This window comes from Faecalibacterium sp. PGM34 (assembly GCF_054456555.1).
In genome coordinates, this window is the sequence record NZ_CM136898.1 from 1861694 (window position 1) to 1886797 (window position 25104).

The 25104-nt window shown below is 56.7% G+C and carries 32 protein-coding genes; 23 read left to right on the forward strand and 9 right to left on the reverse strand.

What is annotated here, in order from left to right; all coding sequences use genetic code 11:
• Nucleotides 1-11 precede the first annotated feature (11 nt).
• The 4 genes from galT to htpG form a co-directional block, all read right to left on the reverse strand.
• Nucleotides 12-1511 (reverse strand): UDP-glucose--hexose-1-phosphate uridylyltransferase, encoded by a 1500-nt coding sequence (galT, locus tag ACXPUX_RS08685; RefSeq protein WP_458827949.1) that lies wholly within the window; start codon nt 1509-1511, stop codon nt 12-14.
• Nucleotides 1508-2794 (reverse strand): galactokinase, encoded by a 1287-nt coding sequence (locus ACXPUX_RS08690; protein WP_458827950.1) that lies wholly within the window; start codon nt 2792-2794, stop codon nt 1508-1510. Before ACXPUX_RS08690 ends, galT begins: the two co-directional genes overlap by 4 nt.
• Before the next feature lie 330 nt (nt 2795-3124).
• Nucleotides 3125-4231 (reverse strand): 5-bromo-4-chloroindolyl phosphate hydrolysis family protein, encoded by a 1107-nt coding sequence (locus ACXPUX_RS08695; RefSeq protein ID WP_458827952.1) that lies wholly within the window; start codon nt 4229-4231, stop codon nt 3125-3127.
• A gap of 209 nt (nt 4232-4440) precedes the next feature.
• Complete coding sequence (htpG, locus tag ACXPUX_RS08700) at nt 4441-6369, reverse strand: molecular chaperone HtpG (RefSeq protein ID WP_458827953.1); 1929 nt, start codon at nt 6367-6369, stop codon at nt 4441-4443.
• A 282-nt stretch (nt 6370-6651) separates the two neighbouring features.
• On the opposite strand from htpG, the gene ACXPUX_RS08705 reads away from it, so the two are divergent.
• From ACXPUX_RS08705 to ACXPUX_RS08720, 4 genes are all read left to right on the forward strand, one after another.
• Nucleotides 6652-7143 (forward strand): C-GCAxxG-C-C family protein, encoded by a 492-nt coding sequence (locus tag ACXPUX_RS08705; protein WP_458827954.1) that lies wholly within the window; start codon nt 6652-6654, stop codon nt 7141-7143.
• Complete coding sequence (locus tag ACXPUX_RS08710) at nt 7144-7920, forward strand: alpha/beta hydrolase (protein ID WP_458827955.1); 777 nt, start codon at nt 7144-7146, stop codon at nt 7918-7920. It abuts the gene before it with no gap.
• Between the two features lie 139 nt (nt 7921-8059).
• Complete coding sequence (locus ACXPUX_RS08715; protein ID WP_458827956.1) at nt 8060-8500, forward strand: hypothetical protein; 441 nt, start codon at nt 8060-8062, stop codon at nt 8498-8500.
• A 40-nt stretch (nt 8501-8540) separates the two neighbouring features.
• A complete protein-coding gene (locus tag ACXPUX_RS08720) occupies nt 8541-9065 on the forward strand; it encodes an HD domain-containing protein (protein WP_458827957.1) in 525 nt (174 codons plus the stop codon).
• Nucleotides 9066-9267: 202 nt separating this feature from the next.
• On the opposite strand, the gene ACXPUX_RS08725 is transcribed toward ACXPUX_RS08720, so the two are convergent.
• On the reverse strand, nt 9268-9786 hold the full coding sequence (locus ACXPUX_RS08725; protein WP_249241999.1) for a GNAT family N-acetyltransferase: 519 nt from the start codon (nt 9784-9786) through the stop codon (nt 9268-9270).
• Nucleotides 9787-9978: 192 nt separating this feature from the next.
• Between ACXPUX_RS08725 and ACXPUX_RS08730 the strand changes: the two genes are divergently transcribed.
• From ACXPUX_RS08730 to ACXPUX_RS08750, 5 genes are all read left to right on the forward strand, one after another.
• A complete protein-coding gene (locus ACXPUX_RS08730) occupies nt 9979-11052 on the forward strand; it encodes an alpha/beta hydrolase (RefSeq protein ID WP_458827958.1) in 1074 nt (357 codons plus the stop codon).
• A gap of 54 nt (nt 11053-11106) precedes the next feature.
• A complete protein-coding gene (locus ACXPUX_RS08735; RefSeq protein WP_458827959.1) occupies nt 11107-12174 on the forward strand; it encodes an alpha/beta hydrolase in 1068 nt (355 codons plus the stop codon).
• Nucleotides 12175-12197: 23 nt separating this feature from the next.
• Nucleotides 12198-13661: a transglutaminase-like domain-containing protein gene (locus tag ACXPUX_RS08740; protein ID WP_458827960.1), complete on the forward strand. Its 1464-nt coding sequence runs from the start codon at nt 12198-12200 to the stop codon at nt 13659-13661.
• Nucleotides 13662-13720: 59 nt separating this feature from the next.
• A complete protein-coding gene (locus tag ACXPUX_RS08745) occupies nt 13721-15058 on the forward strand; it encodes a DNA recombination protein RmuC (RefSeq protein WP_458827961.1) in 1338 nt (445 codons plus the stop codon).
• 122 nt (nt 15059-15180) lie between these two features.
• On the forward strand, nt 15181-16362 hold the full coding sequence (locus ACXPUX_RS08750; protein ID WP_458827962.1) for an FprA family A-type flavoprotein: 1182 nt from the start codon (nt 15181-15183) through the stop codon (nt 16360-16362).
• Between the two features lie 685 nt (nt 16363-17047).
• Here ACXPUX_RS08750 and ACXPUX_RS08755 read toward each other — a convergent pair.
• From ACXPUX_RS08755 to ACXPUX_RS08770, 4 genes are all read right to left on the reverse strand, one after another.
• Nucleotides 17048-18214 carry a tyrosine-type recombinase/integrase gene (locus ACXPUX_RS08755; protein WP_458827963.1) on the reverse strand — a complete coding sequence of 389 codons (1167 nt, stop codon included), beginning with the start codon at nt 18212-18214 and terminating at the stop codon, nt 17048-17050.
• 295 nt (nt 18215-18509) lie between these two features.
• A complete protein-coding gene (locus tag ACXPUX_RS08760; protein WP_458827965.1) occupies nt 18510-19385 on the reverse strand; it encodes an Abi family protein in 876 nt (291 codons plus the stop codon).
• 281 nt (nt 19386-19666) lie between these two features.
• The gene (locus ACXPUX_RS08765) at nt 19667-20227 is read right to left on the reverse strand and encodes a hypothetical protein (RefSeq protein WP_458827966.1); all 561 of its coding nucleotides are present in this window, start codon (nt 20225-20227) and stop codon (nt 19667-19669) included.
• 62 nt (nt 20228-20289) lie between these two features.
• Nucleotides 20290-20652 carry a helix-turn-helix domain-containing protein gene (locus ACXPUX_RS08770; RefSeq protein ID WP_458827967.1) on the reverse strand — a complete coding sequence of 121 codons (363 nt, stop codon included), beginning with the start codon at nt 20650-20652 and terminating at the stop codon, nt 20290-20292.
• 180 nt (nt 20653-20832) lie between these two features.
• Here ACXPUX_RS08770 and ACXPUX_RS08775 point away from each other — a divergent pair, with 180 nt between their 5' ends.
• From ACXPUX_RS08775 to ACXPUX_RS08840, 14 genes are all read left to right on the forward strand, one after another.
• Entirely contained in the window at nt 20833-21045 is a 213-nt protein-coding gene (locus tag ACXPUX_RS08775; RefSeq protein WP_458827968.1) for a hypothetical protein, read from the forward strand.
• An 18-nt stretch (nt 21046-21063) separates the two neighbouring features.
• Complete coding sequence (locus tag ACXPUX_RS08780; protein WP_458827969.1) at nt 21064-21246, forward strand: hypothetical protein; 183 nt, start codon at nt 21064-21066, stop codon at nt 21244-21246.
• Nucleotides 21247-21372: 126 nt separating this feature from the next.
• Nucleotides 21373-21579 (forward strand): hypothetical protein, encoded by a 207-nt coding sequence (locus tag ACXPUX_RS08785; protein ID WP_458827970.1) that lies wholly within the window; start codon nt 21373-21375, stop codon nt 21577-21579.
• A complete protein-coding gene (locus tag ACXPUX_RS08790) occupies nt 21576-21860 on the forward strand; it encodes a hypothetical protein (protein WP_458827971.1) in 285 nt (94 codons plus the stop codon). Before ACXPUX_RS08785 ends, ACXPUX_RS08790 begins: the two co-directional genes overlap by 4 nt.
• Before the next feature lie 15 nt (nt 21861-21875).
• Nucleotides 21876-22109 carry a hypothetical protein gene (locus tag ACXPUX_RS08795; RefSeq protein ID WP_458827972.1) on the forward strand — a complete coding sequence of 78 codons (234 nt, stop codon included), beginning with the start codon at nt 21876-21878 and terminating at the stop codon, nt 22107-22109.
• Entirely contained in the window at nt 22106-22378 is a 273-nt protein-coding gene (locus ACXPUX_RS08800; RefSeq protein WP_458827973.1) for a hypothetical protein, read from the forward strand. The genes ACXPUX_RS08795 and ACXPUX_RS08800 overlap by 4 nt, the downstream gene beginning before the upstream one ends.
• 52 nt (nt 22379-22430) lie before the next feature.
• Complete coding sequence (locus ACXPUX_RS08805; RefSeq protein WP_458827974.1) at nt 22431-22691, forward strand: hypothetical protein; 261 nt, start codon at nt 22431-22433, stop codon at nt 22689-22691.
• Nucleotides 22691-22885, forward strand: a complete 195-nt coding sequence (locus ACXPUX_RS08810) for a hypothetical protein (protein WP_458827975.1) — start codon at nt 22691-22693, stop codon at nt 22883-22885. Before ACXPUX_RS08805 ends, ACXPUX_RS08810 begins: the two co-directional genes overlap by 1 nt.
• Nucleotides 22886-22900: 15 nt before the next feature.
• Nucleotides 22901-23221 carry a hypothetical protein gene (locus tag ACXPUX_RS08815; protein WP_458827976.1) on the forward strand — a complete coding sequence of 107 codons (321 nt, stop codon included), beginning with the start codon at nt 22901-22903 and terminating at the stop codon, nt 23219-23221.
• Nucleotides 23221-23403, forward strand: coding sequence for a hypothetical protein (locus tag ACXPUX_RS08820; protein WP_458827977.1), 183 nt, complete (start codon nt 23221-23223; stop codon nt 23401-23403). The genes ACXPUX_RS08815 and ACXPUX_RS08820 overlap by 1 nt, the downstream gene beginning before the upstream one ends.
• Nucleotides 23400-24146 carry a hypothetical protein gene (locus ACXPUX_RS08825; RefSeq protein ID WP_458827978.1) on the forward strand — a complete coding sequence of 249 codons (747 nt, stop codon included), beginning with the start codon at nt 23400-23402 and terminating at the stop codon, nt 24144-24146. The genes ACXPUX_RS08820 and ACXPUX_RS08825 overlap by 4 nt, the downstream gene beginning before the upstream one ends.
• A complete protein-coding gene (locus ACXPUX_RS08830) occupies nt 24143-24367 on the forward strand; it encodes a hypothetical protein (protein WP_458827979.1) in 225 nt (74 codons plus the stop codon). Before ACXPUX_RS08825 ends, ACXPUX_RS08830 begins: the two co-directional genes overlap by 4 nt.
• On the forward strand, nt 24367-24765 hold the full coding sequence (locus ACXPUX_RS08835) for a hypothetical protein (RefSeq protein WP_458827981.1): 399 nt from the start codon (nt 24367-24369) through the stop codon (nt 24763-24765). Before ACXPUX_RS08830 ends, ACXPUX_RS08835 begins: the two co-directional genes overlap by 1 nt.
• The gene (locus tag ACXPUX_RS08840; RefSeq protein ID WP_458827982.1) at nt 24759-24950 is read left to right on the forward strand and encodes a hypothetical protein; all 192 of its coding nucleotides are present in this window, start codon (nt 24759-24761) and stop codon (nt 24948-24950) included. The genes ACXPUX_RS08835 and ACXPUX_RS08840 overlap by 7 nt, the downstream gene beginning before the upstream one ends.
• The last annotated feature ends 154 nt before the right edge of the window (nt 24951-25104 follow it).

Genomic DNA, 25104 nt, shown 5'->3' on the forward strand with positions numbered 1-25104 from the left:
TGAGTTGTGGTTTATTTTACGCTTTCAAGGAAGCGGACAAAACCGGCGCGGCCTGCTTCATCCAGCTTGTACACACCGGCATCGGCCAGCACCTGTGCGAACACATAGCCTACCTCGTCCTGCAAGATCAGGTGCACATTGTCGGCGTTCAGGCTCGGGTGCTTTGCAAGGATCTCCTCGGCCCACTCGGCGTGCTTTTGCAGGGCTTCGGGGTACTCTGCGGTGGGCAGGTGTGCCACCAGCACATCGGCAAGGTCGAACAACTCCTGCTTCAGGCGGCTGGGCAGCACGGCCAGACCCATCACCTCGATAAGGCCGATGTTCTCCTTTTTGATGTGGTGCAGCTTGGCATGGGGGTGGTACACGCCCAGCGGATGCTCCGGGGTGGTGATGTTGTTGCGCAGCACCAAATCCAGCTGATATTTGCCGTCCCGCATCCGGGCAATGGGGGTGATGGTGTTGTGGGGTTCGCCGTCGGTCTCGGCAAAGATAAAGCAGCTCTCGTCGGTGTAGCCGCGCCAAGCGGTCAGAAGCTTATCGGCCAGCTCTACAAGGCGTGCATCATCCGCACAGGTCAGACGGATGCAGCTCATGGGCCAGTGCACGATACCGGCCTCCACATCCTCAAAGCCGGGGAACACCCAAGGCTTTTCAATAGGTGCTTTGGCCATGGCAAACTCGTAATGACCGCCCTGAAAGTGGTCATGGCTCAGGATACTGCCGCCCACGATGGGCAAATCGGCGTTGCTGCCCACAAAGTAGTGGGGGAACAGGCCCACAAAATCCAGCAGCTTGCGGAAGGTCGCCCGCTCAATTTTCATGGGGGTATGCTGGTTGTTGAATACGATGCAATGCTCGTTATAGTAAACGTAGGGACTGTACTGCAAATTCCACGCGCTGTCGTTGATGGTCAGCGGGATGATGCGATGATTTTCGCGCGCAGGGTGGTTCATGCGGCCGGCGTAGCCCTCGTTCTCCACGCACAGCTGGCACTTGGGGTAGGCGCTCTGGGGCGCAAGCTTTGCGGCGGCAATGGCCTTGGGATCTTTTTCCGGCTTGGACAGATTGATAGTGATATCCAAGTCACCGTATTCGGTCTTGGTGACCCATTTCAGGTCGCGCTTGATGCGGTAGCGGCGGATGTAGTCGGTGTCCTGACTGAACTTGTAGAACCAGTCGGTGGCAGCCTGCGGGCCCTCGTTTTCGTAGCGCTCCTCAAAGTTAGCGCGCACGATGCTGGGGCGCGGGGTCAGCACGCCCATCAGCTTGGTATCGAACAGGTCGCGTGCGGTGGAGTTGTCCGCGCACACGCCGCGGGCAACGGCATCATCCACGAGAGTCTTAAGGATGCTTTCCAGATCGGTATAGCACACCTCGCCCTCCGGGGCGCTAAAGTCGTCCAGCTGCATGGTCATCAGCAGCTGGTTGCGGATATAAATCTCGTCATCGGGCAGGATCAGCCCGGTGTCCAGCCCGTAGTTCACGAGCTGCTGGATGGCGGTGGAGATCACAGCACAGCACCTCCCTCAGGACGGATGTTCAGCACATGGCAGCGGCCAGCGCCGAGGATCTTTTCCATGTTTGCCTTAAAGTCTGCCAGCATCTCCAACGGCACAAAGGCCTGCACCGTACCGGCAAAACCGCCGCCGTGCACGCGCACAGCGCCCTTGCCGCCCAGATAGTGCTTGGCAGCGGCGATGGTCACAGCCACCTCCTGATGCTCCTTGTAACCGGCGGGGATCACGTTCTGCAAATACTCCCAGCTGCTGTCGCCGGAGGCAGTCACCATCTGCAAAAAGGCGTCAAAGTCGCCCTCGCGCAGGGCAGCTACCTGCTGGGGTACGCGGTCGTTGTCGGCGTAGAAGTGGAAGGCACGCAGCACAGCGCGGTCGCCGCACTGCTTGCGGCAGGCAGGGATATTTGCAAGGAAAGTCTCAAAGGGCACGTCCCGCAGCACCTCGCCGCCGCACACAGCGGCCACAGCGCGGCACTCATTGGGGATGGCGGCGTACTCATCGGTCAGGTCGGCATGGTCTGCGCCGGAATCCAGAATGCACAGCGCCAGACCGGCCTTGGAAAAGTCCACCTGCACCGGCTCCACGTCGGGGTTTGCCTTGTCGGCAAAGTCGATGGTGATAATGTTGCCCATGCTGGAAGCCATCTGATCCATCAGGCCGCAGGGCTTGCCAAAGTAGACGTTCTCTGCCCACTGGCCGATCTGCGCAATGGCGATGGGGGAGACCTTTTCTGCCATGAAGCAGTCGTTCAGAATCACGCCGACCAGCACCTCAAAAGCGGCAGAGGAAGAAACGCCGCTGCCCTTGGGCACGTTAGAGGAAATGTACACGTCTAGACCGGACAGCGTTGCGCCGCGCTGACGGAAAGCCTCGCACTCGCCGCGCAGCAGGGAAGCGGTGGTGTTCTCTTCCTCCTTGCGGGCGGTCAGGTCGTCAAGGTCGATGACGCACAGGTCATACCCCTCGCTCTGCACGCGCAGCTGGTTCAGGCTGTTGGGAGCGGCAGCAGCGATCATATCAATGTTCACGCTGCCTGCCAGCACACGGCCGTGCTGGTGGTCGGTGTGGTTGCCGCCGATCTCGGTGCGGCCGGGGGCACTATACAGACCGGCCTCGGTGTGTGCGCCAAAGGTGGTCTCCAGCCCGTCCAGAACAGCCGCATAGCGGGCTGCCTGTGCAGGGGTCTTGTCGGGGGTGCAGCAGTACAGCGCAGCCAGACGCGCAGCGTGTGCGCCCTCGGTCAGCTCCTGCTTCCAGGTGGAAATGGACTTCATCATAGAAATTTCCTCCTACTATTATGATCGGAAAAGTCGATGCAGCCGTTCGCAGCTGCCGTAGCTGCTTCTATAATAGTCAAACGCAACGCAAAAAACCATGTGTTATTGTTGCATCTCGATGAAAAGTTGCAAAAAGTGCCTGCACAGCCCGATCGGCTGCTGCTGAACAAATAAAATAAAAAATTTTTCGGCAAATCAAAATGCTTGGCATAAATGCACACAAATCCCAAAATTTTGAGCGCAGCGCCCAAAAAAGATGGGATGGAAAATTGCACTTTGCACAAAAAAGCACCCCCGCACCGATGCAGCCATCGGGTGCGGGGGTGGGGCTTAGCGGGTAAATTCGCTGCCGGTCAGTCCGTCAAGGTTCAGCATTCCCTCCAGTGCAGCAATGTCGGCGTTCACGTCCAGCGCGTCGGCTTGGAACAGCTTGTCCAACTGGTTTTCAAAGGCGGTCACCAGCAGGTCCATGCTGCGCTCGATGCTGTGTTTTGCCTCGGTAATGTTCGTGCCCTCCACCGCCTGCCCGGAAAGGCTGGCGTAGGTGTTCAGCAGCTTGAGCGCGGTGGGCAGATAGTAGCTCATAAATTTTTGCAGCTGCGCTTTTTTATCCGGGTCCTTCTGCGCCAGTGCAAAGATGCGCCCGCTGACTTCTTCCAGCCGGGAGATCTTCTGGCTCATCACCGGGTCTGGGATGGCATCGTTCACCTCCCGCAGCTGGCGCAGCAGGGAGGCGTACTCGTCCTCTGCGGCAGGATGAGCTTTAGGTACTGGAGCGGGCGCGGGCTTTTTCGGCTGCGGTGCCGCACCCCGCACCACCAGCGTGTCGGTGCGGTTGTCAATGTAAGCATCCGCGCCGAAGTATCCGTGCTCGATGGCGCTTTTCACGGCAGCACGTCCCCGGGCAGCGTCCACCCCGGCGGCGGCAAACAACTCCGGCAAAGAGATGTTATCCCGTTCGCCCACCACTTTATCCAGCAGCCGCTCCAGCTTGTGGGTGCGGTTCATCCGCAGGCCGGTCAGCAGCGCACCGCCGCCGCCAATGGCCATGATGATATCGGAAAACAGCTCCCCGGGGTCGGGCAGAATCCGCCATGCACCGATGATATCCACCGCATCCGTCACCCCGGCAAACAGGAAAATGGCACCCATGATGGTGCAGATGGCGGCAATATTCTTGTGCCACTGTTTGGCGCTTTTCTGCTCTGCCGTGGGGACATCGTGGCCGTAGACGGGTGCGCTCTTCCGGTCAGGCTCCGGCCCAAGGTCGGAGCGGTAGTCGCCCCGGGCACGGGCAGCTTCCTGCTCTTCCTTCTGCACCTTCTGGTCGATGCCCTTCAGGATAAACAACAGCACCCCTAACGGCCCGGACATCGCCATGACGATAAAGATGGCAATGGTGGGGATCTTTGCAAAATAATGTTTTCTCGGCTCCATGAAACAGAATTCCTTTCACAGAAAGATAAAAATAAGACCGTGTTCCACTCTATTATAGCGGAGCGCGGCCTTTTTGTTAAGGGGTTATTTATGTTCTCGTGAAAATGCGCTTGGAGCGGTTCGCAGACCGTGACAAACGCAAAATTAAAAATCGTTGACGCAAAAAAGAAGCCGCTGTGCAAATGCAACAGCGGCTTCTCCATAAAAGCTTACTTCATCAGGCTGCAAACGGCCTCGGCGTAAGCGGCGGGGTCATCCACGGGCAGACCCTCGATCAGCTGTGCCTGTGCGTACAGCAGAGCACTGTACTTGTTCAGCTTCTCGGTGTCACCGGCCTCCTGTGCGGCCTTCAGGGCAGCAAACACGGGGTGGTTCACGTTCAGTTCCAGTACCTTGTCGCTCTTCACGTCCTCGCTGCCGGGCTGCTTGGACAGCACCTTTTCCATCTCAATGGACAGCGGGCCGTCAGCGCTCAGGCAGACGGGGTGATCCTTCAGGCGGGTAGAGACCTTGACTTCCTTCACCTTGCCGTTCAGCGCGTCCTTCATGGCATCGAACAGAGCCTTGTTCTCGGCAGTGGCATCCTCGGCGGCCTTCTTCTCCTCTTCGGATTCCAGACCCAGATCGCCGCTGTTCACGTTCTTGAACTCCACAGTGGCGTCCTTGCCCTCAGCATCCTTGCGGGGGTAGCTGTGCAGGATCTGCAGGCAGAACTCGTCCACGTCCTCGGTCAGCAGCAGCACGTCAAAGCCCTTGTCCAGCACCAGCTCTGCGGAGGGCAGCTTTGCCAGACGGTCGGTGGAATCGCCTGCGGCGAAGTAGATGTACTTCTGCTCGGCGGGCATCTTGTCGATGTACTCCTGCAGAGTGACCATCTTCTGCTCCTTAGCAGACCAGAACAGCAGCAGGTCGCGCAGCAGCTCGGCGTGCATGCCGTAGTCAGAGTAAGCACCGAACTTGATCTGACGGCCGAACTCCTTCCAGAACTCCTCGTACTTTGCACGGTCGTTGTTCAGCATGGCGTGCAGCTCGTTCTTGATCTTCTTTTCCAGTGCGTTGTGGATCAGCTTCAGCTGGCTGTCCTTCTGCAGCATCTCACGGCTGATGTTCAGGCTCAGATCCTGACTGTCCACGATACCCTTGACAAAGCTGAAGTAATCCGGCAGCAGGTCGGCGCACTTTTCCATAATGAGCACGCCGGAAGCGTACAGAGCCAGACCCTTCTCGTAGTCCTTGGTGTAGAAATCGTAGGGGCGGTGGCTGGGCACGAACAGCAGGGCGTTGTAGTTGGCAGTGCCCTCGGTGCGGCTCACGATGACCCGGGCGGGGTCGGCATAATCGCCGAACTTATCCTTGTAGAAGCTGTTGTACTCCTCATCGGTCACTTCGCTCTTCTGCTTTTTCCAGATGGGGATCATGCTGTTCAGGGTCTCCAGCTCGGTGTAGGTCTCCCACTCCGGCTTATAGTCCTCGGGCTTGGGGTCCGGTTCCGGCTTCTGACGGCTCTTTTCACGCTCCATCTGGATGGGGTAGCGCACATAATCGCTGTACTTCTTCACGATAGCCACAATGCCATATTCATCCAAGAAGTTATCGTATTTCTCGGTGTCAGTATCCGGCTTGATGTGCAGAATGATCTGGGTGCCCACAGTGTCCTTCTGAGCAGGGGTCATCTCGTAGCCATCCACACCGGAGGACTCCCACTGCCACGCCTCGTCCGAGCCATAAGCCTTGGAGATAACGGTCAGTTTATCGGCCACCATAAAGGCGGAGTAGAAGCCCACGCCGAACTGGCCGATGATATCAATGTTCTCGTCCTTGTTGTCCTTCTTGAAATCCAGAGAACCGGAGTGGGCAATGGTGCCCAGATTCTGCTCCAGCTCTTCCTTGGTCATACCGATGCCGTTATCCTCCACGGTCAGGATGCGGTTTTCCTTATCACGGGTGATGAGGATACGGAAATCGCCCTTGTTCATGCCCACGGAGGTGTCGGTCAGGCTCTTATAGTACAGCTTGTCGATGGCGTCCGAAGCGTTGGAGATCAGCTCGCGCAGGAAGATTTCCTTATTGGTATAAATGGAGTTGATCATCATGTCCATCAGTTTTTTGCTCTCTGCCTGAAATTCTTTCTTGGCCATAATACAAAACCTCTTTTATCACATATTTGGTGCGCCGCGCCCGGCAAACCACCGGAATGCTTAGCACTCATAACTTCTGAGTGCTAATATACAACGACTTGCAGGGAAAATCAAGGCTTTTCATAAAAAGTTAAAAAAGTAAAAAGATTTGCTGCCCCGGTGCACGAAACGGCGCGCCGGGATCGTATCTTATATAAAGGGCGAAATTTTTCCTGAAAAGCGTTCTCACTTTTGCGCAGACTGTGCTATAATGGAGTGAGTATGCCGGAAGGATGTGAGAAAATGTCAAAACAGGGCGATGCCGCCTACGCATGGTTCTTAAAGGGCTACAATTGCAGTCAGAGCGTAGTGGCGGCGTTTGCACCCCAGCTTGGCCTGACCGAGGAGATGGCGCTGCGCCTTTCCGCAGGGTTTGGCGCAGGTATTGGCCGGATGCGGGAGGTGTGCGGGGCGTTCTGCGGCGTGGTGACCGTGCTGAGCATGGTCTATGCCGACCCCGCCGACCCCAAGGATAAATCCCGGATGTATGCACTGGTGCAGCAGGCAGCAGAGCAGTACCGCACCCGCAATGGCGGCGGCAGCATTATATGCCGGGAACTGCTGGCAAAGGCGGGCGCTGCCCCTACCGGAGGCACGGCAGCAGAGGAACGCACCGCAGACTATTATAAAAAGCGCCCCTGCCCGGAACTGTGCCGTCTATGCGCCGACTTGTGCGCAGAATTTATAGCAGCCCACCCGGAGGGGCGGCACGGCTTTTATAAGGAGGATACGTAAATGCAACTTGAGCAACTGAAACTGACTGGCGGCGGTACGCTGACGCTCTACCTGCGGGAGAGCGTGGAGGCTATGCCGCATTTCCGGCAGCGCCCGCTGGTGCTGGTGGTGCCCGGCGGCGGCTATACCCACGTCAGCCCCCGCGAGGGCGACCCCGTAGCGCTGCAATTTGCGGCAGCTGGCTACCACACGGCGGTACTGCACTACGCAGTAGGGGACAGCGCCCGGGATGCGCTGCCCATGCGGCAGCTGGCACAGGCCATCGGCCTTGTGCGGCAGCACGCAGAACAGTGGAATATTTTGCCGGATCAGATCGCTTTGTGCGGCTTTTCTGCCGGCGGGCATCTGGCACTGTCCGGTGCAGTGTGGGAGATCCCCGACATGGCAGACCAGCCGCGGCCCAACGCCCTGCTGCTGGCCTACCCGGTGGTCACCGCCGGAGAATACGCCCACAGGGACAGCTTTGTGCAGCTGACAGGCACGCAGGATGTTGCCGCCCACCAGCGCTTTACGCTGGAGGATAAGATCACCCCCGCCACACCACCGGTGTTCGTCTGGCATACCATGGAGGACGAAACTGTCCCGGTGGAAAACACCCTGCTGCTGCTCAGCGCCCTGCACAAGGCAGGCGTGCCGTGTGAAGCGCACCTGTTTGAAAAGGGCTGCCACGGCACCAGCATCTCCACCCCGGAGGTGGACGCCGACAGTGCCCACCGCCACTGCTGGGTGCAGCTTGCGGTGGAATGGCTGAACGATACCTTTTCCTTCCACGCTTGAGATAACCGACTGAAACAGGAAAAGCGTGTGTAAATTTTAGTCATACCTACAAAAAATTCACAAATAAACCGTTGACTTGCACAGGTGTATGCCGTATACTGTCCAACGGGGATAAAAACCACGAAAGAAGGAAACAAAAATGGTTATGGATCCCACACTGCCGCGCATCAAGGTGCGCGATCTGCTTATGCAGGCATTTCTCACCGGCTGGGAGCGCTCGGATAAGAGCACCTCGCAGGACGAGTATCTGCAAAGCTCCATTCAGGTCATTGAGATGCTGCAGGTAGAGCCGGAAAATCTCTATGCAGAGGAAGGTCTTGGCCTGCCGGACGGCGAAGAGGTGGATCATCTGGACGATCTGCTGCGGGCAGACGGCTTCTGGCTGTACTACGGAGTGGAAGCGGAAAACTTCTTCCTCATCCAGTGGTACCCGGACGAAGCTTCTGCCAATGCAAAGCTTGCCCAGCTGGAAGAACTGGGCGATGGCAAGCAGTATCTGGTAGACCTGACCCTCAAGCGGGCAAACCCGTCCAAGGCCGAAAACTTCGGCAATTCCAACCCGGTGCAGCTCCGCTCCTGAAACAAACGTTAACGTATTGAGTTGAAAGGAAATTTTGCTCATGCAGCTTTCTGTTACGGAACGTGAACAGCTTTATGCCATTTTGGAAAAATACGATCAAAACCCCAAGGTGCAGCAGATGCGGGAGTTCATCCAGCATGGGGACGTTACCACCTATCAGCACTGCAAGAATGTGGTGCTGGTCAGCTGCTGGCTGAATCACCGCCTGCATCTGGGTGCAGACGAGACCTCGCTGGCTGTCGGTGCTTTCCTTCACGATTTTTACCTGTATGACTGGCACAAAAAGGGTACCTTCCACGGCATCCGCCGCCTGTTCGAGATGCACGGCTTCTCTCACCCAGGCTGCGCCTGCGTCAATGCAGAAAAAGTGTTCCATATCACCAAAAAGGAACAGAGCATCATTTCCAGTCACATGTGGCCGCTGACCTTCCGTCATGTGCCCAGCTGCCGCGAGGCGATCATCGTCTGCCTTGCCGATAAATACTGCGCTGTGGTGGAAAGCATGTTCAAGCGCAGCCGTGTGGCTGCCGCCAAAAACGCCGACGGCGAATACGACGAGTGGTAAAATCGAATCATTGCAAATAACAGGAGCCGCTGCACCCAAAAAGTGCAGCGGCTCCTTCTGCTTTACGCTCCTGCTTCGTGAAGAGGTAGGCCGGGAAAATCCGCAGATTTTCCCGGCCTACAAATAAAATAATCATTCCGCTAAAAATGGTCAGAGCGCAGCGGAGACCATATCCAATCGTTAGCCTGCACCAAGCGGCTGGTTATAGCTTTTTGAACCCCTCCGGTTCGTCTGCGGCAGCGCGGCGCTCCATCAGGTAGGTGTCCAGCCAGCGGCCGTGGCAGTCCCGTGCAATGCGTTCCCGGCGTCCCACCAGCCGGAAACCGCACTTGGCGTGCAGGGCACGGCTGGCGGCGTTATCCTGTAAAACGGTGGATTGCAGCGTCCAGTACCCGGCCTTTTCGGCAGCAGCACACAGGGCGCTCAAAAGCCGAAAGCCCAGCCCGTGCCCCCGGAACTGTTCGCCTACATAGATGCTTACCTCGGCTACGCCACGGTAGCACCAGCGGGGGTCTACCCGGTGCAAGGCGCACCACCCCGCCAGCACCCCGCCGGAAAGGATGACCAAGCGGCACTCCTTTGTGTGGGAAGCGTCCCACGCGGTATAGGGTGGGCATTCGGTCTGGAAAGTGGCGTATTCCGTAGCGATGCCCTCAACATAGATTCTGGAGACCGCGCTCCAGTCCTCCGGCGTCATAGGCCGGATGATGATCTTGTCCATACTTTCATCCTCGGCGGGCCGAAAATTGCCCGCATTCTCTTTCCACTCCCGGATAAATTCCAGTATAGCAGAATTTGCCGGGCGGTACAAGAAGCGGACTGCACAGAAATTGCTTTGACATCTCACCCATTTGTGATACAATAAAAGCATCGGGATGCAGAGATGAACGTTATATGCCCGGACGGAGGACGTATGAAGAAAGCAATTTGTATGCTGCTGTGCATGGGATGCCTGTTGTTTGGAATGACAATGCCTGCTTTTGGTGCAGAATTGGGTGAGCCGAATATCACTGTGCAGACTACGATGAGGGAACTGCGTGAGCATTCAAGCATCAAGGGGTCGGGATACTATACATACTGCAATGAATGGTCAGAAAAGGATACCCGCTGGATGGACACTACGATCGAGTCGTATGTGGGTGCGCCGGAAGCGCAGGATGTAGTAAGCGCGATGAACCTTGTAATTGAAAACTATAACAAGGGCGTGCAGGTCACATGGCAGGTGTACAGCCCAGAAGAAATCGCAGAAAATGTGCAGCTGGGCATGGTGCAGTTGTACTACTTTCCGGCGGATACGAGTAATGCCAGGTTTGCAATTGTTGTGCCGGGCAACGGCGGGCCTACGACCTCGGAATTGGGAGAGGGCGGCTCTATGGCGTGGCAGCTGCATGAAGCGGGCTATGCCGTGTTTGTGTTACGCTACCGTTCCTTTATGGAAGCAACGGATAATGCGCCAGTGTGGGATGTCGGAAATGCAGTGCGTTATGTGATCGATCATGCTGCGCAGTTTGATGTGCAGCCAGATGATTATGCACTGGTCGGGTTTTCTTCCGGAGGGCAGATCGTGGGGTTGATCGGTTCGGATTCCCCCGAATTTGGTTACCAGGCATTTGGTGTCCCGCAGCCGGCAGCATTGCTTTTGGGCTATCCCATTAATAATTTTGCAGAGGTCAAACCAGTGTACCATCTGGTAATTGACCCTGCGGCACTGAGCTGGCGCTATTATTGGACTAATATTTCAGATGTGGTAAATGAAAATTACACGCCCGTCTTTTTCTGGTATGGAAAAAACGACGTATATATGAAGCGAATGGGATTTTCTTTGCAGGGGCCAGCACTGCAACGGGCGCTGGAAGCTTCTGGCGTTACCTATAAATGCCTTGTGTTTGAAAATGCACCGCATGCCATCGGTACTGCCCGCGGCACCGATGCAGAAGGGTGGGTGCAGCAGGCAATTGAATTCTGGGAGCAGCAGACTGCCGCCTGATCAATGGTAAGAAATTGGCGGTGCATCAGGCACATTGCCAGCTGTGGAGGAACTATGAGAAAAACTGTACATGCGCTGCTGTGTATGGTATGGTTTGTTCTTTGCGCGGCGCTGCCTGCCTTTGGCGCAGAAATCGCACCCCATGTTACTGCGGAAACTACGATGGCACAGCTGCGCGCAAACCCGGCGATTCAAGGAACCGGCTATTATACATATTGCCGCGAGATGACGCCGCTGATGGTGGCACGCTGGAAAAACAAGACCCTGCACGACTATTTTGGCGACACCGACCGGGAATCCGGCATTGCTGCACTAAACTTTATCATTGATAACTATAACAAGGGCGTCAAGGTTACCTATCAGGTCTACACCCCGGAGGAGATCGAACAGAATTCCAGTCTGGGCTGTGTGCAGCTGTTCTATTATCCGGCAGAGATGCCCAACGCAAAAACGGCTATCGTAATCCCCGGCAACGCCCTGACCATAACCTCAGAGATGGGTGAGGGCGGCTCCACCGCCTACGAGCTGCATAAACTGGGCTATGCTGTGTTCGTGCTGCGCTACCGCACCTTTTTGGATCTGGGCAACAACGCCCCGCTTCAGGATCTGGCACGGGCGGTGCAGCTGGTGACGAGCCTTGACGAGGAGCTTTCCATCCAGACGCAGGACTATGCGCTGGTAGGCTACTCCTCCGGTGGTCAGCTTGCGGGTGTGTTTGCGAACAAGGAGCGTGGCTACGGTCATTACGGCGTTGCAAGACCCGGCGCATTGCTGCTGGGTTATTCAGTTGTGAACTTTTCAGAGGTGAAGATCGCGTATCAGGTATTTATGGATACCGGCAACTATGGGTGGCATTATTACTGCTCCAGTGTGGCAGATCTTATCACGGATGATTATCCGCCGGTATTTTTCTGGTACGGGAAGGATGACAAGGTGCTGCCATGGATGATCAATCAGGTGCAGGGTCCGGCGCTGCAAGCAGCGCTGGAAGCTCATAAGGTGCCTTATGTTGTAAAAGTGTTTGAGTCTGCACCCCATTGCATCGGGATAGGCGATAACACTGATGCCGAGGGCTGGCTGACGGAAGCAGTAGCTTTCTGGGAGCAGCAGACTGCCGCCTGACCATAAATAAAAAGGAGTAGAACATGATGGATCAGAATACTTGTTTTGCATACCTGAATATGGAGCTGCCGGACGATATCCGCCGCCTGAAGGAGGCGGGCTATTACGATGCCGCCATTGCGCGTATCGACGCCTGTCTGGCCGAGGACTGGACTGCCAGCCAGAACCAGCCCCTGCACCCGCAGGGTGCGCTGCCGGTAAACCCCACCCCCCACGGCGTGGATGCGTGGCGGCAGGGTCTGCTGGCGCACCGGGAAATTTTGCGCCGTCTGCCGCGGGATTACACTCTCACCGCCGACCAGCTGCTGAACCAGCTGCAGGCCACCCTGCGGGACTTTACCGCCGAGGAGTTCGCTGCGCTGGACGCTGCCGGGCAGATGGACTGGCGCTTTGTGGAAGGGCAGAAGCGCTATATCTACCGCGCCGCCGAAACGCTGGTTGCTACCCATCCCGACCTTGCCGCCCGTCAGCTGGACGCGCCCGTCCCGGAGCGCAGCTGGGACCGTTTTGAGCCTCAGCACGACCAGATGGTGCGCACCGGCGCAGTCAGCGCAGACATCACCCTGCGCACCAGCATCGGCATGACTGACGAGACCTTTGCCCGCGCCCTTGCCGCTGCAAAGGCTGAGGGAAGAGATACCGTGCACGTCAAGGTATGGCTGCCGCTGCCTGCTGCCTGCCCGGCACAGAGCAATATCACGCTGGACAGCTTTACCGCGCCGCCCACCTATATCGCCCCGGAGACTGCACCCCAGCGTACCGCGTACTGGGAGGCAGACCTTGCCGAGAATTGCCGTTTTGGCGCACAGTACAGCTACCGCAGCACCGCGCACTACGCTGCCCCGCTGGAATTGCACGCCGACCCCGTGCAGCCGGATTTTGACACCGCCGAGCAGCTGCCCCACATCGCCTTTACCCCTTATATGAAGGCACTGGCTGCCCAGCTGACCGAGGGTATCACCGACCCGGTGCAGAAGGCAAAGCGCATTTACGATTTTGTCACCCTGAACGTGCACTATCACTTCCAGCCCATGTATTTTGTGCACGAGAACATCACCGATAACTGCGCCCGCAGCCGCCGGGGAGATTGCGGCGTAATGGCAGCTACCTTTATCACCCTTTGCCGCATTGCAGGCATCCCGGCAAAGTGGCAGAGCGGCATGGTGGCACGGCCGGAGACCGCAGGCTGCCACGACTGGGCCATGTTCTATATTGCCCCTAAGGGCTGGATGTACGCCGATTGCTCTGCCGGTGCGTCCATGGCGCGTGCGGGCAATGAGAAGATGCGCCTGCACTACTTCGGCAATCTGGACACCGACCGCATGGTAGCCAACAGCGACATCTGCGCCCCCTTCGACCCGCCCATGTGTTCCTTCCGCGCCGACCCCTGTGATAATCAGATAGGCGAGATGGAGGTAGACGGCGTGGGTCTGTACGGCCAGCAGGTAGAGACCACGCAGGAGATCGTAAAGCATCAGGAAGTATAAGCACATCCGGGTCTGCCATTACCGCAAGACCCGGATTTTTGAGTTAAAGGAGAATGTCTATGGGATTTTTGGCAGGACTGTATACGCTTTTGCTGGTGGCCATCTGCCTGTTACAGGCGCTTTTGCTGTACCGCACCGGCAAGCCCGCCGCCCGGCAGGATGACGCGGAACTAAAGGAATGGCTGCGTCAGCAGCTGGAAGCACAGGCGCGGGTGCTGGAAGAAAAGCAGGCGCAGCAGGCACAGCAGAATCTGACCGCGATGGCGCACATCAGCGATACCCTCCAAACCGCAGTGCAGGGCATGAGCAGCACCCTGACGGCAGGGCAGAGCACCCAGCAGCAGACCATGGAACAGCGGCTGCAGGGTTTGGAAGCCTCCAACGCCCGCAAGCTGGAGGAGATGCGCAAAACGCTGGCAGACGGTCTTGCCGCCATGCAGGCACAGAATGCCCAGAAGCTGGACGAGATCCGCCACACCGTGGATGAGCAATTGCAGGATGCACTGCAAAAGCGGGTGACCGAAAGCTTTAAGGCGGTCAACGACCAGCTGGAACAGGTGTACAAGGGCTTGGGCGAGATGCAGAGCCTTGCCGCCGATGTGGGCGGGCTGAAGCAGGTGCTTTCCGGCGTCAAGACCCGCGGCATTCTGGGCGAGATCCAGCTGGGTGCAATTCTGGAAGAGATCCTTGCACCGGAGCAGTACGACACCAACGTAGCCACCATCCCCGGCAGCACCCAGCGGGTGGAGTACGCCATCCGTATGCCCGGCGTGGACGGCGGCAGCGTCTGGCTGCCCATCGATTCCAAGTTTCCCGGCGATACCTACGCCCACCTGCAGGATGCACAGGCCTCCGGCGATGCGCAGGCTGTGGAAAACGCCCGCCACGCGCTGGAACTGGTGCTGCGCAGCGAGGCAAAGGATATCCGGGAAAAATATGTGGAGCCGCCCTACACCACAGCTTTCGGCATCCTGTTTCTGCCCTTTGAGGGGCTGTACGCCGAGGTGGTAAATGCCGGGCTGTTGGAGGTTTTGCAGCGGGATTATCAGGTGAACGTAGCCGGCCCCAGCACCATGGCGGCGCTGCTCAACAGCCTGCAGATGGGCTTCAAGACCCTTGCCATCCAGAAACGCTCCGGCGAGGTGTGGCAGCTGCTGGGGGCGGTCAAAACCGAGTTCGACAAGTTCGGGCAGGGGCTTTCCAAGATGCAGCAGCGCCTGCGCCAGACCGATGAAGAGCTGGACAACCTCATCGGGGTGCGCAGCCGCGCCATCAGCCGCAAGCTGCGTGCGGTGCAGACGTTGGACGAAAACACCGCCGCCACCCTGCTGGAACTGGACACCGAGCCGGGCGGACCGGTAACGGCACGTCTGCCGGAGAGCGGGGAAAAGCGTTGATGCGCAGAAGCTCCCCGCATTATCCCTTGCGAAATTTCCGACGATGTGCTACAATAGGAATTGTTCTCAGAAGTATTTGCCAATTTACGGTACAAGATAAACCCAAAAGGAGTCTGAATGGTATGAGCATGAAAAAAATCAGCGAAGCCATCCTTGGTGTGGGCGTGGACGATACCACAATCGACCTGTTCGAGAGCCAGTATCCGGTGCCCACCGGGGTCAGCTATAATTCCTATGTCATTCTGGACGAAAAGACCACCATTCTGGATACGGTGGACGCCCGCGCCACTGAGCCTTGGCTGGAAAACCTTGCCGAGGCACTGGGCGGCTGCAAGCCAGCCTATCTGGTGGTCTCCCACATGGAGCCGGACCACGGTGCCAACGTGGCAAAGCTGGCTGCGCTCTACCCGGAAATGCAGGTGGTAGGCAACGCCAAGACCTTCCAGTATATGGAGCAGTTCTTTGGCGCAGATGCCATTGCTCCGGCGCGCCGCGTGGTGGTGAAGGACGGCGAGAGCCTGATCCTTGGCGCCCACACCCTCACCTTTATGTTTGCCCCCATGGTGCACTGGCCGGAGGTCATGGTCAGCTACGAGAGCAGCGAGAAGGTGCTGTTCTCCGCCGATGGCTTTGGCCGCTTTGGTGCTGTGGCAAAGTTTGACGAAAACGCCGACTGGGCCAGCGAAGCCCGCCGCTACTACCTGAACATCGTGGGCAAGTACGGCCCGCAGGTGCAGGCACTGCTCAAAAAGGCTGCTGCACTGGATATCAAGACAATCTGCCCGCTGCACGGCCCGGTGCTTACCGGTGATCTGGGCAAGTACCTGAACTACTATGATCTCTGGTCCAGCTACAAGGCCGAGGAGCCGGAAAAGGTTCTGGTAGCCAGCGCATCCATCCACGGCCACACCCGCGCCGCCGCCCACACCATGGCCGAAAAGCTGCGCGCACAGGGCGCAAAGGTGGTGGAGATGGACCTGACCCGCACCGATGTGTCCTACGCCGTCACCGAGGCTTTCCGCTGCGGCAAGATCGTGCTGGCCTGCGCTACCTACGATGGCTTCCTCTTCCCGCCGATGGAGAACCTGCTGGCTCACCTCAAGACTAAGAGCTTCCAGAACCGCACCATCGGCCTGATGGAAAACGGCACTTGGGCACCCATGGCTGCAAAGCTTATGCGCGCCGAGCTGGAGAGCATGAAGAACATCACCCTCTGCGAGAACGTGGTCACCATCCGTTCTGCCGCCAACGCTGCTGCCGAGGCACAGATGGACGCCCTTGCCGCAGAACTCGTGGCAAAGTAACACGATATAAGATCAGTTAAACGCAAACACTCCCGGGTCTTCCTACAAAAAGCCCGGGAGTGTTTTTTACGGCAAAAATAAAGCCTCCGGCGAAACCCACGTAGAATCCGAGGATTCAAGGAGTAGACAGCCGGAAGGCTTTACAGAAACCCTCCGGTGGTACCCGTGCAGAATCCGTAGATTCTAGAAGTAGATTGCCGGAGCGCTTCCAAGAGACCTCCGGCAAAGCCCACATGGAATCCGAGGATTCGAGGAGCAGCGGGTCGAAGGTCTCTGCTCAAAGTATAGCACGGTCTGCCGTTGAAAGCAAACAAAAATAAAAGCAGCCTTACCACGGTATTCAAGACCGAGCAGGGCAGTAACGCCCCTAAGCTGCTTTCTGCATTTTATCATAGCACAGGATGCTGCCAAAGGCAATAAAAAAGCAGAAATGCGCTGGCACGGTCTTCAAAACCGAGGAGGGCGTTAAACGCCCGGGCATTTCTGCTGATAGGAGTATAGCATGATTTGCAATCAAAGGCAAGCAAAACAAAATAAAAAGCGGCAAAACGAACAAATTTTGAACGTTTCACCGCTATGTTTTGGAGCAGGATACGGGACTCGAACCCGCCGCCTACTGCTTGGGAAGCAAAACAAACTAACGTAGGAACGAAATAAAAAGTTGTTTGGGGAGCTTAATGGGAGCCTATGTTTTGAACTTCTGCATTTCCTCGGCGAGATAGGCTGCATCGTGCACCGTGTAATAATTTGCCGTGGTGGTGAAGTCGGCGTGGCCGAGAATGGCCTGCACAGCGGTAGGGTCGGCTTTGCCTTCCACGAGGCGCGTGGCAGCTGTGCGGCGCAAAGAGTGGGGCGTGACGCGCTGCGCTTTGGGGGTGTTGGGCTGGTTGATGCCGCAGCTGTCCATCAGGCGGCGGAAGGAGTGCTCGACGGCGTTGATATCCTTTTTGCGTCCGGTGGTAGTGGGAAGCAGGTAGGTGTGGTCAATGCTGTCCAGCATCCAGCCCGCAATGATCTTTTTGATCTGCGGCAGGATGGGGATGATACGCTGACGGCCGGCTTCGGTCTTTTCGCCGCCGACAAGATAACCCTGATCCAGATGCACATCGTCCCGGCGCATGGAGAGCAGCTCGTCGATACGCATGCCGGTGTACACCAGCACCAGCGCGATCTGGGCGGTGAGCCGCAGGCGGTTGGCCGGGTCGGCATTGTCGGCGACGGTCTGGATGCGCTGGATCTCGGCGCGGGTGAGGGTGCGCTCTTTTTTGGGGGAGGCAGAGGGCAGACGCAAGCCCTCGGTGTAGTTGATGGAAATGATATCGTTCTGCATGGCCCACTTGCACAGCTGGCTGAACAGCTGCCGCTGCTTTTCGCAGCTGCTGCGGGAAAGACCGTTCTCGGCCAGAGAGGTGATGACCTGCTGGTAGTCCTCGGTTTTAAGTTCCCGCATTTCTCGATCATACAGGGGCGCGGCTTTGGCGTAGGCCTGCTCGTAGCTGTACTGACCTTTGGGGCCGACATCCTGAAAGTGGACAGCCTTCCATTTTGCGTAAACATCGGCAAAGGTATAGCGCAGCCGGGCGGCACTGGTGTGCCTGGCATTATAATCGTCCAGCGCAAGCGTAGCCTCGGCGGAGCTGGCGTAATTGCCAAGGATTTCGCCGCGTCCGGTCTTGGCGACCCATGGATTTGCGCGGAGATGATCCTTTTTCAGATAGACAGTGCCGCTGCCTCTGGGACGGCGGCGGGTGCGGCGCTGCGGCGGGGGTGCTGCGGCGGTCTGGTGCTTGCCGCACCACGGACAGAACAGGGCACCCTCCGGCAGGGGACGGCTGCAGCGGATGCAATCCATGAGATCACACTCCTTTCGGTTGCGCGGCTGCCGGGAGTGTGGTATACTATCCACGGCAGGCACATTATCGGTTTTAATGTGTTGCATTCCGTCCGGGGGCTGTTCGTACCAGCACCCGGACATTTTATTTTGTGTAATGCGTTTTGAACGCTTGACCCGCACAGCTGCCGGTGCTACCATAAAAGGGAAGAGATGCACGGGTTGATAGGCATAACAATTACCTCCTACTTTTTGGATCCCCTGTTTGACAGGCATGACCCCCTTGGCTTTACGGCTGAGGGGGTTTTGCTTTTGATTAGTAAGAGGTTAGAAGGGAGACCCACTCTTTTGGAAAGCCCAGCTCAGACAGTTGTGCGGAAGGATGCAGAGAAAAACAAGATTCAAGGGCGGTAATAAAGAAAGAACGTTCGGAACGAGGCAACAGATGATAAATTGCATAGATATAGCCAAAGGGCTTTGTTCCATACAAATTAATATCCTTTGGCATCTTAACAGGTGGGTTGACGCGCTGACGGTGATAAAAACGAGAGCCATGGGCAGCAATGTTTCGAGCTACAACAGCGCAATGCGTCCAGTTTTCGATGTATTCGCGCGAGGAAATAGAATAGAACTCGCGCGCGATTGCAGCACGATCTTCTGGCAAAAGGTTGCGATACATCATAGAAATCTGATCGAAAGACAGAACCTCGACGATGACCCAAACAGGATAGATATCATTAAGATCTTTGTGATGATGCAATACAAACGGTTCGTCTTTACGAAGGCCGAGGGATTTGGAAAGGCCGGTTAACAACTTAGCATGCTTCCATGGGTCTTCAAAGTTTTTGCCGTCCATATAACCAACAGGGCCGTAACGGGCGGAGTGATAATACGCTATATAGGCTTTGAGATTTGTTTCTACAATGGATGTTGCATGGGAAACAGCAGCCCGGAACTGGTCGTCAAATTGATACAGATCGATGATGGTGGAAAATGATGCATGCTCGTTAAACCTATCATTTCCGGTAGTGGGATCTTTCTGCCGCAGCGTAAGGGAGTAAGCGCTGAGGCGATAATAGTTTTTTTCTTTGAGCCATTGAAGCGCCAGAGATTCGTCTGGAATAAGCAACCCACGATCCTTTAGGATCTGCAGCTGCTGATCATAAGTACAAAAGGCTTTGATTCCTGCCATTTTAGATGTCCTCGCAAAAGTGGATAAAAAAAGACCCGCCATGATACGCATAGATGCTGACGCATCCAGAGGCTTAGCGGGTTCCGTTACTGTTATTATACTAGAACGGACCCCGATTGTATACGAAAAAAAAGTGAAATGTTGCAAACGCAACAAAGAAAATGTGGATTTGACCTTGACAAAGTGAAAATCACATTTGAAAAAATTGCTTTTAGTTATAAACTGGATGATTTTCACCCTCCCTTGGCTTTACGGCTGAGGGGGTTTTGCTTTGTGCACGGTCAGCGGGTGACTGCATACAAAAGAAATGCAATGGAGAGGATCAGGATGCCAACGAGCCACGGAAGGGCGCGGGAGGATAACGAGGGACGCGGCTTCAGAAGTTCGGCAGGAAATTCAACAGGATGAAGAGAGGCAGAAAGATCTTTTAAGAAGCTGGAAAGCTCAGAGGCAAGGGTGGAAAAAGAAACGTTGGCATTAATATCTTGCAGATCGCGCATTACGATGTCAAATAGAATGGGAAGATCTTCGGTTTGTGCAAGGTCTGTCTCACTATCTGGAAGATGAATACGGGCGTCCTGCCAACGCGCACGATAGCGAGCGAGAAAAGAAACGATGTCATTAGCAAAGGCATCGTTATTGCTGGAGAGTTTAATGGTGCATAAAAGTGCAGTGTCGAGATCAAGGGCAAGCATATCGGTGCAGACGGCAAGGAAAAAGGCATAAATACGAGCAAGTGCGGGAGTGGGGGAAAGTTGAAGCGGATAAGAAGATGACGCAAGAATCCTGTTTGAGTAGAGGAGGATGTGTTTGTAATAAGGGTATTCAGGGGAAACCATCATAAAAATCACACCTTTTCATGCAAATTGAACCGTTCCGGACAGCACCGGGACGGTTTTTTTATTTACGCTTCATTTCTATCCACGCCCAGCGAAGCACATTTTTTATAGCGCCCGGTGAGCACCAGATCGTCCACATAGTCCAGAGCTTTCTGCTGGCCTTCCTCGTTGAGCAGATCAAAAGAGGAAAGCAGGGCGGACTGATGCGGGGTGAGGGCGACTTTACCGTTTACGGTATTATCGGACAGATCGTCCAGCGTATACCCCATGCAATGCACAACGGCGGAAACGGTAGATAGCTGGGGATCTTTCGTCTGACCGGCGAACAACTTGTTCAGGGTCCCTTTTGGAACACCGGACGCCGCCGAAATCTGTTCAATGGTCATACCACTGAGCTTTTTTAGGTGATTGAGTTTTTCGAGCCACACGGTAAGATTCTCCTTTCTCTTTTTTCTCTATTATAAGGAAGCGCGGGCGACAAGTCAATAATTTATTACCGAATAATATAAAAATCTTCCAAAACAGGGTTGACTTTTACCTTTTGAGGATGTAGAATCAAATCACGGATTACCGTAAACGGTAAAACGAAAAGGAATGGAGGATGTTGAATGGACAATCTGAAAGCAGAGATGCAACGCAACGGCCTGACGGTCAAGGACATTATGGAAACCATTGGCTGCTCAGAGAAGACTGCAAGAAACAAAATCAACGGCGAAACGGACTTTACCTACCCGGAAGCGGAAAAAGTACGCAACAGCCTGTTTCCCGGGATGCGGATGGAGTACCTGTTCCATCCTGCCCGGGATGGCAAGAGCGCGTAAGCAGAAGGCGGTGAATGGATGGACGGCAACAAAAAAGCCCGCATGAAGCGGGCACAGAGGATGGCGCTGCGCAATGGCAGACAGGACAGGGCGTTTAACGGAACGTACGAGGAGGTGAACCATGCAGATATGGATGCTGGTGCTTTGCTGGGCACTGAACCTGACGGCGCTATGGGTGACCAGACGGTGGCTGGGCGGTGAGCGGCAGGGGTACATTTTTTACTCAATGCTTGTGAGCGGAATGTATATGACGCTTATTGTGGCAGAGTGGGTCTTGCAGATGGGATAGCACGGGAAGGAAAGAGAATGCAACAGGAGGTACGAACCATGATGGACAAGAGTTTGTTGATGAACCTGAACGGGCCGTGGAGAAATACGGCGTGCATGGGTTACTGTCTGATCGCCATGAGGCGGGCAGGGGTGGATGTGAAAACGCAGGAAAAAGTGCTGCGGGAGCTGGAGCTGAGCTTTGACGGCGTGAGCATTGAGGACGCAGAAAAAGCGGGCCTGACGCAGGAGGGCACGGGCGTATGATGAAGAACGAGTGCGATGAGGTGCGGAGGACGGCCCCGGCGGGCAAGCTGGTGAGCCCGAAGGCGACAGAACCCATGCAGACGGCCAGCAGGTGGCTGCTGGAGGGCGGGATCGCAATCTGCTGCGACATGCTGGACAAGCTGGATCGGCTGAAGAACACCATGGACCAGCGGCCGGACGATGACGCGGAGTACTTAGCGCTGGAAGCAAAGCACGCCGGGCAGCGGCTTTTGAAGGTGATGCAGGTGATCGCGGAGACGGAGGAGCTGGAACTGGATTAAAGGAGGCGAAGAAGGATGGCAGAGAAGCTGACCATGAGCCCGATGGAGTGCTGCGAGGCGTTCCATGTGGTGCCGGACGGGTTTGAACCGATCCAGATGAGCCCGACGAAGTTTAAGGCCATGTGCATGGCAAACCGGTTTGACTGGTGCGTGCCGATCCCGATGAAGCAGGACGAGTTTCTGATCAGCCGGGCGGGCTTTTATGCGTGGCTGGACAGCTTTTTCCGGCAGAAGGTGGGGCGGTTATGAACTGGTACACCATTTGGCTGCGCAAGACAGGGGAGCTGGTGGCGAGCGGCACGGGCACGGAGTGCGCAAGGCGGCTGGGTTACGCGAGCCGGAACAGCTTTTACAGCGTGCTGAGCCACCACCGGAAGGGTGCTGGCGGGCAGAAGCCGCTGCGGAAATATGATTTTCTGGTGGAGGAGCTGACGGCGGAAGAGCTGGCGCAGCTGAACCGGCACAACAAAAAAAGAGAGCCCGGCGGTGTGACAGCACCGACGAGCCCTGCAAGGTGATAGATGTGACGACTTATCACCAGAAGTTTAACACGAAACGGAGGATTTTGCAATGAGGATCAAATCAGGGTTATGGCACTGGCTGGCGGCAGGGTGCGGTTTGACCGGGCTGCTGGTAGGAATGGGCATCGAGGGCGGTGCGCAGCTGGGCGGCGTGATCACGGACGGAGAGGTTTGCACGGCGCTCGGCCTGCTGGCGGCAGCGGTGGTATTTATGCGGCTGGGCTTTGCCGCGCAGGACCGGGAGCAGCAGACGAAGAAGATCCACCAGCAGCCGGGGAACACCGTGCAGCGCAGCAGGAGGGCAGGCTGATGAGCAAGTACCGGGTGCAGGTGGAGTGCGCAAAGACCCTGCCGGAGACGAACAGCCAGTACGTCCAGTGCCTGAGCTATGTGGTGGGCGCGCCCACCGAGGGCATTGCCCGGGCAAAGGCCGTGGAGATGGCAAAGCAGCATTATGTGGAGTACGACAGCTTTACGCCGTACCATACGGAAAAGCTGAAATGAGAAAGGAATGCAGACATGGAAAACAACATTGAGATCATAATCAAGAGCGACGGCAAAAGAGTGGTGATGCAGTGCCACGGCAAGGGCACCAGCAACGAAAAGACGCTGGATGCCATGCATCAGGCGTACCTTGCCTTTGTGGTAAGCCTGCTGAAGAAGGAACTGACCCACGATGAAAAGATAGAGTGCGCTGCTAACTTTGGAAAGATGATGGAAGAGGAGCTGCTGGACGTGATGGAGGGCAGGAGCTGTGAGGTGCACACGCAGACTTTTAAAGGCAAGGAGGCAGCGCTTATGGCAGAGCTGATGAAGCGGCAGGGGGAGGTGCAGGGCTGATGACCTACGAGGAATACCGGGCACAGCTGGACAAGGCGCTGGAAGAGGTGGACTGGATGCACCCGCGTGACCGCAACGGTCCGGCATACAGGGTGATCGCGCGGGCAGCGGCGGACAAAAGACTGACGCTGGACGAGTGGGGAAAGCTGAACGAGGAATTTTACAGGAGGACGGCGCAATGAAAAAAATGAGCCTTGAAAACCGGATCACGCTGGCGCAGAACAATGCCATCGACTTTACCCACGCCTGCGTGACCATTGCGCTGCATGAGGTGTTTGGTCTTGGAAGGAAACGGCTGGAGAAGGTGGACAAGCGCCGGAGCGAGGTGAACGGCGAGGTGCTGCGGATCATGGCGGCGGGCGGCAGAGCACATGAGGCAAGGCGGAACGCGGAGGCGTGGCTGCGCAGTCGGCTGCCGAAGGGTACGCCGTGGGAGCTGCTGATCCCGAACGCCAAGGGCGTGGCCAAGACGCACACGGAGCTGAAGATCAAGGGCGCGGTGGACGAGGCTGCCACGCTGGAGTGGCGGGTGTATGCCGTGGCGTGCGCCGAGGTGCTGGGATTTAGTACGGAGCGGCTGATCCGGCTGTATGATGCTACGATGGACAACTACCGGCAGCTGAACCAGTGGGTGCTGGAAGAGGGCGTGGACGTGGCGCTGGAATGGTTCCGGCGGGCGGCGGCGCAGAGCTACGGCACCGAGGTGGAGGTGCTGGAGGTGCCGGAGGAGCGAGAGCTGGAAGCTTACCGCCAGCACACGGCGGAGGTACTGACAGAGATGCAGAAAACACAGATCCGGGCGCAGGTGAGCCGGATGCGGGTGCCCTGCACCCTGCCACTGGCAAAGGACGAGATGGACAGGCGCATCCGGGCTGTGATGGAGCAGCAGGTGCCCACGAGCTGGGAAAGGAGAAGAGGAAAATGACCTTACAGGAGGCAATGAACTACCGGGGCGAGAACCCGGCGACGCTGAGCGACAAGCTGGCGGTGCAGGAGGGCTACGTCCGGCGATGGTGCAAGCCCGGCGGGCTGCTGAAGCTGAGCGCTGCGCGGCTGCAGCAGCTGGCGCAGGCGCTGGACGGCGGGATCCTGATCGCGGAGGACGGTGCAGAGGTGGAGCTGTACGGGAACGGAGGCAGGAGCTGATGGAGTACATTTACAGCCTGTACGACCCGCAGACGAACAAGCTGTTATACCGTGGCACCCCGGAGCAGCTGGTAAAGGCGGGGCTATACAAGCGCAAGAACGCGGTGAGCGCTGCCTACCGGGTGCAGGTGGAGGGGGCAAGACCCCGGCGCTACCGGATAGAAAGGGAGAGGGCGGACGCAGAGGCAGCAGCTGCACGTCACCACAAGCCCCAGGAGAAGCCACAGCCCAAGAAGCCGCAGCCGAAAGCAAAGCCGGAAGGAAAGGACGAGACCCCCTTGCAGCGGGATGTACACCGGATGTGCCTATACAACGAGGCAGCACTGAAAGCTGGAAAGAAGGAGCTGCAATACGGCTACTGGGCAGCAGCGGGCAAGCCGGAGGCCCCGGTATGGTAAAGCGGTGCTGCACGAAGGACTGCCCGGAGCGGCGGCCCGCCTGCTCCGACTACTGCGAAAAGTACAAGGCGTGGAAGAAGGAGCTGGCAAAGGAAAGGCTGCACACCAGAAACGAGACCTACGCGGGAAGCATCCACAAGAACGACTTTGACGAGGAGTTCTGGATCGGGAAACGGCAGAGATAAGAATGGCCGCCGCGTGTGCTCTGACCATGGACAGAGGAAAGAGGTTTTGTGTTTGGTTATCCTCGCAGCCTGCGGGCTGCGAGGATAAAAGATTCACAAGGAGAGTACGAGGGGCGGAAGAACCCGAAATCAGCCCCCGGCGGCGCGGTGAGCG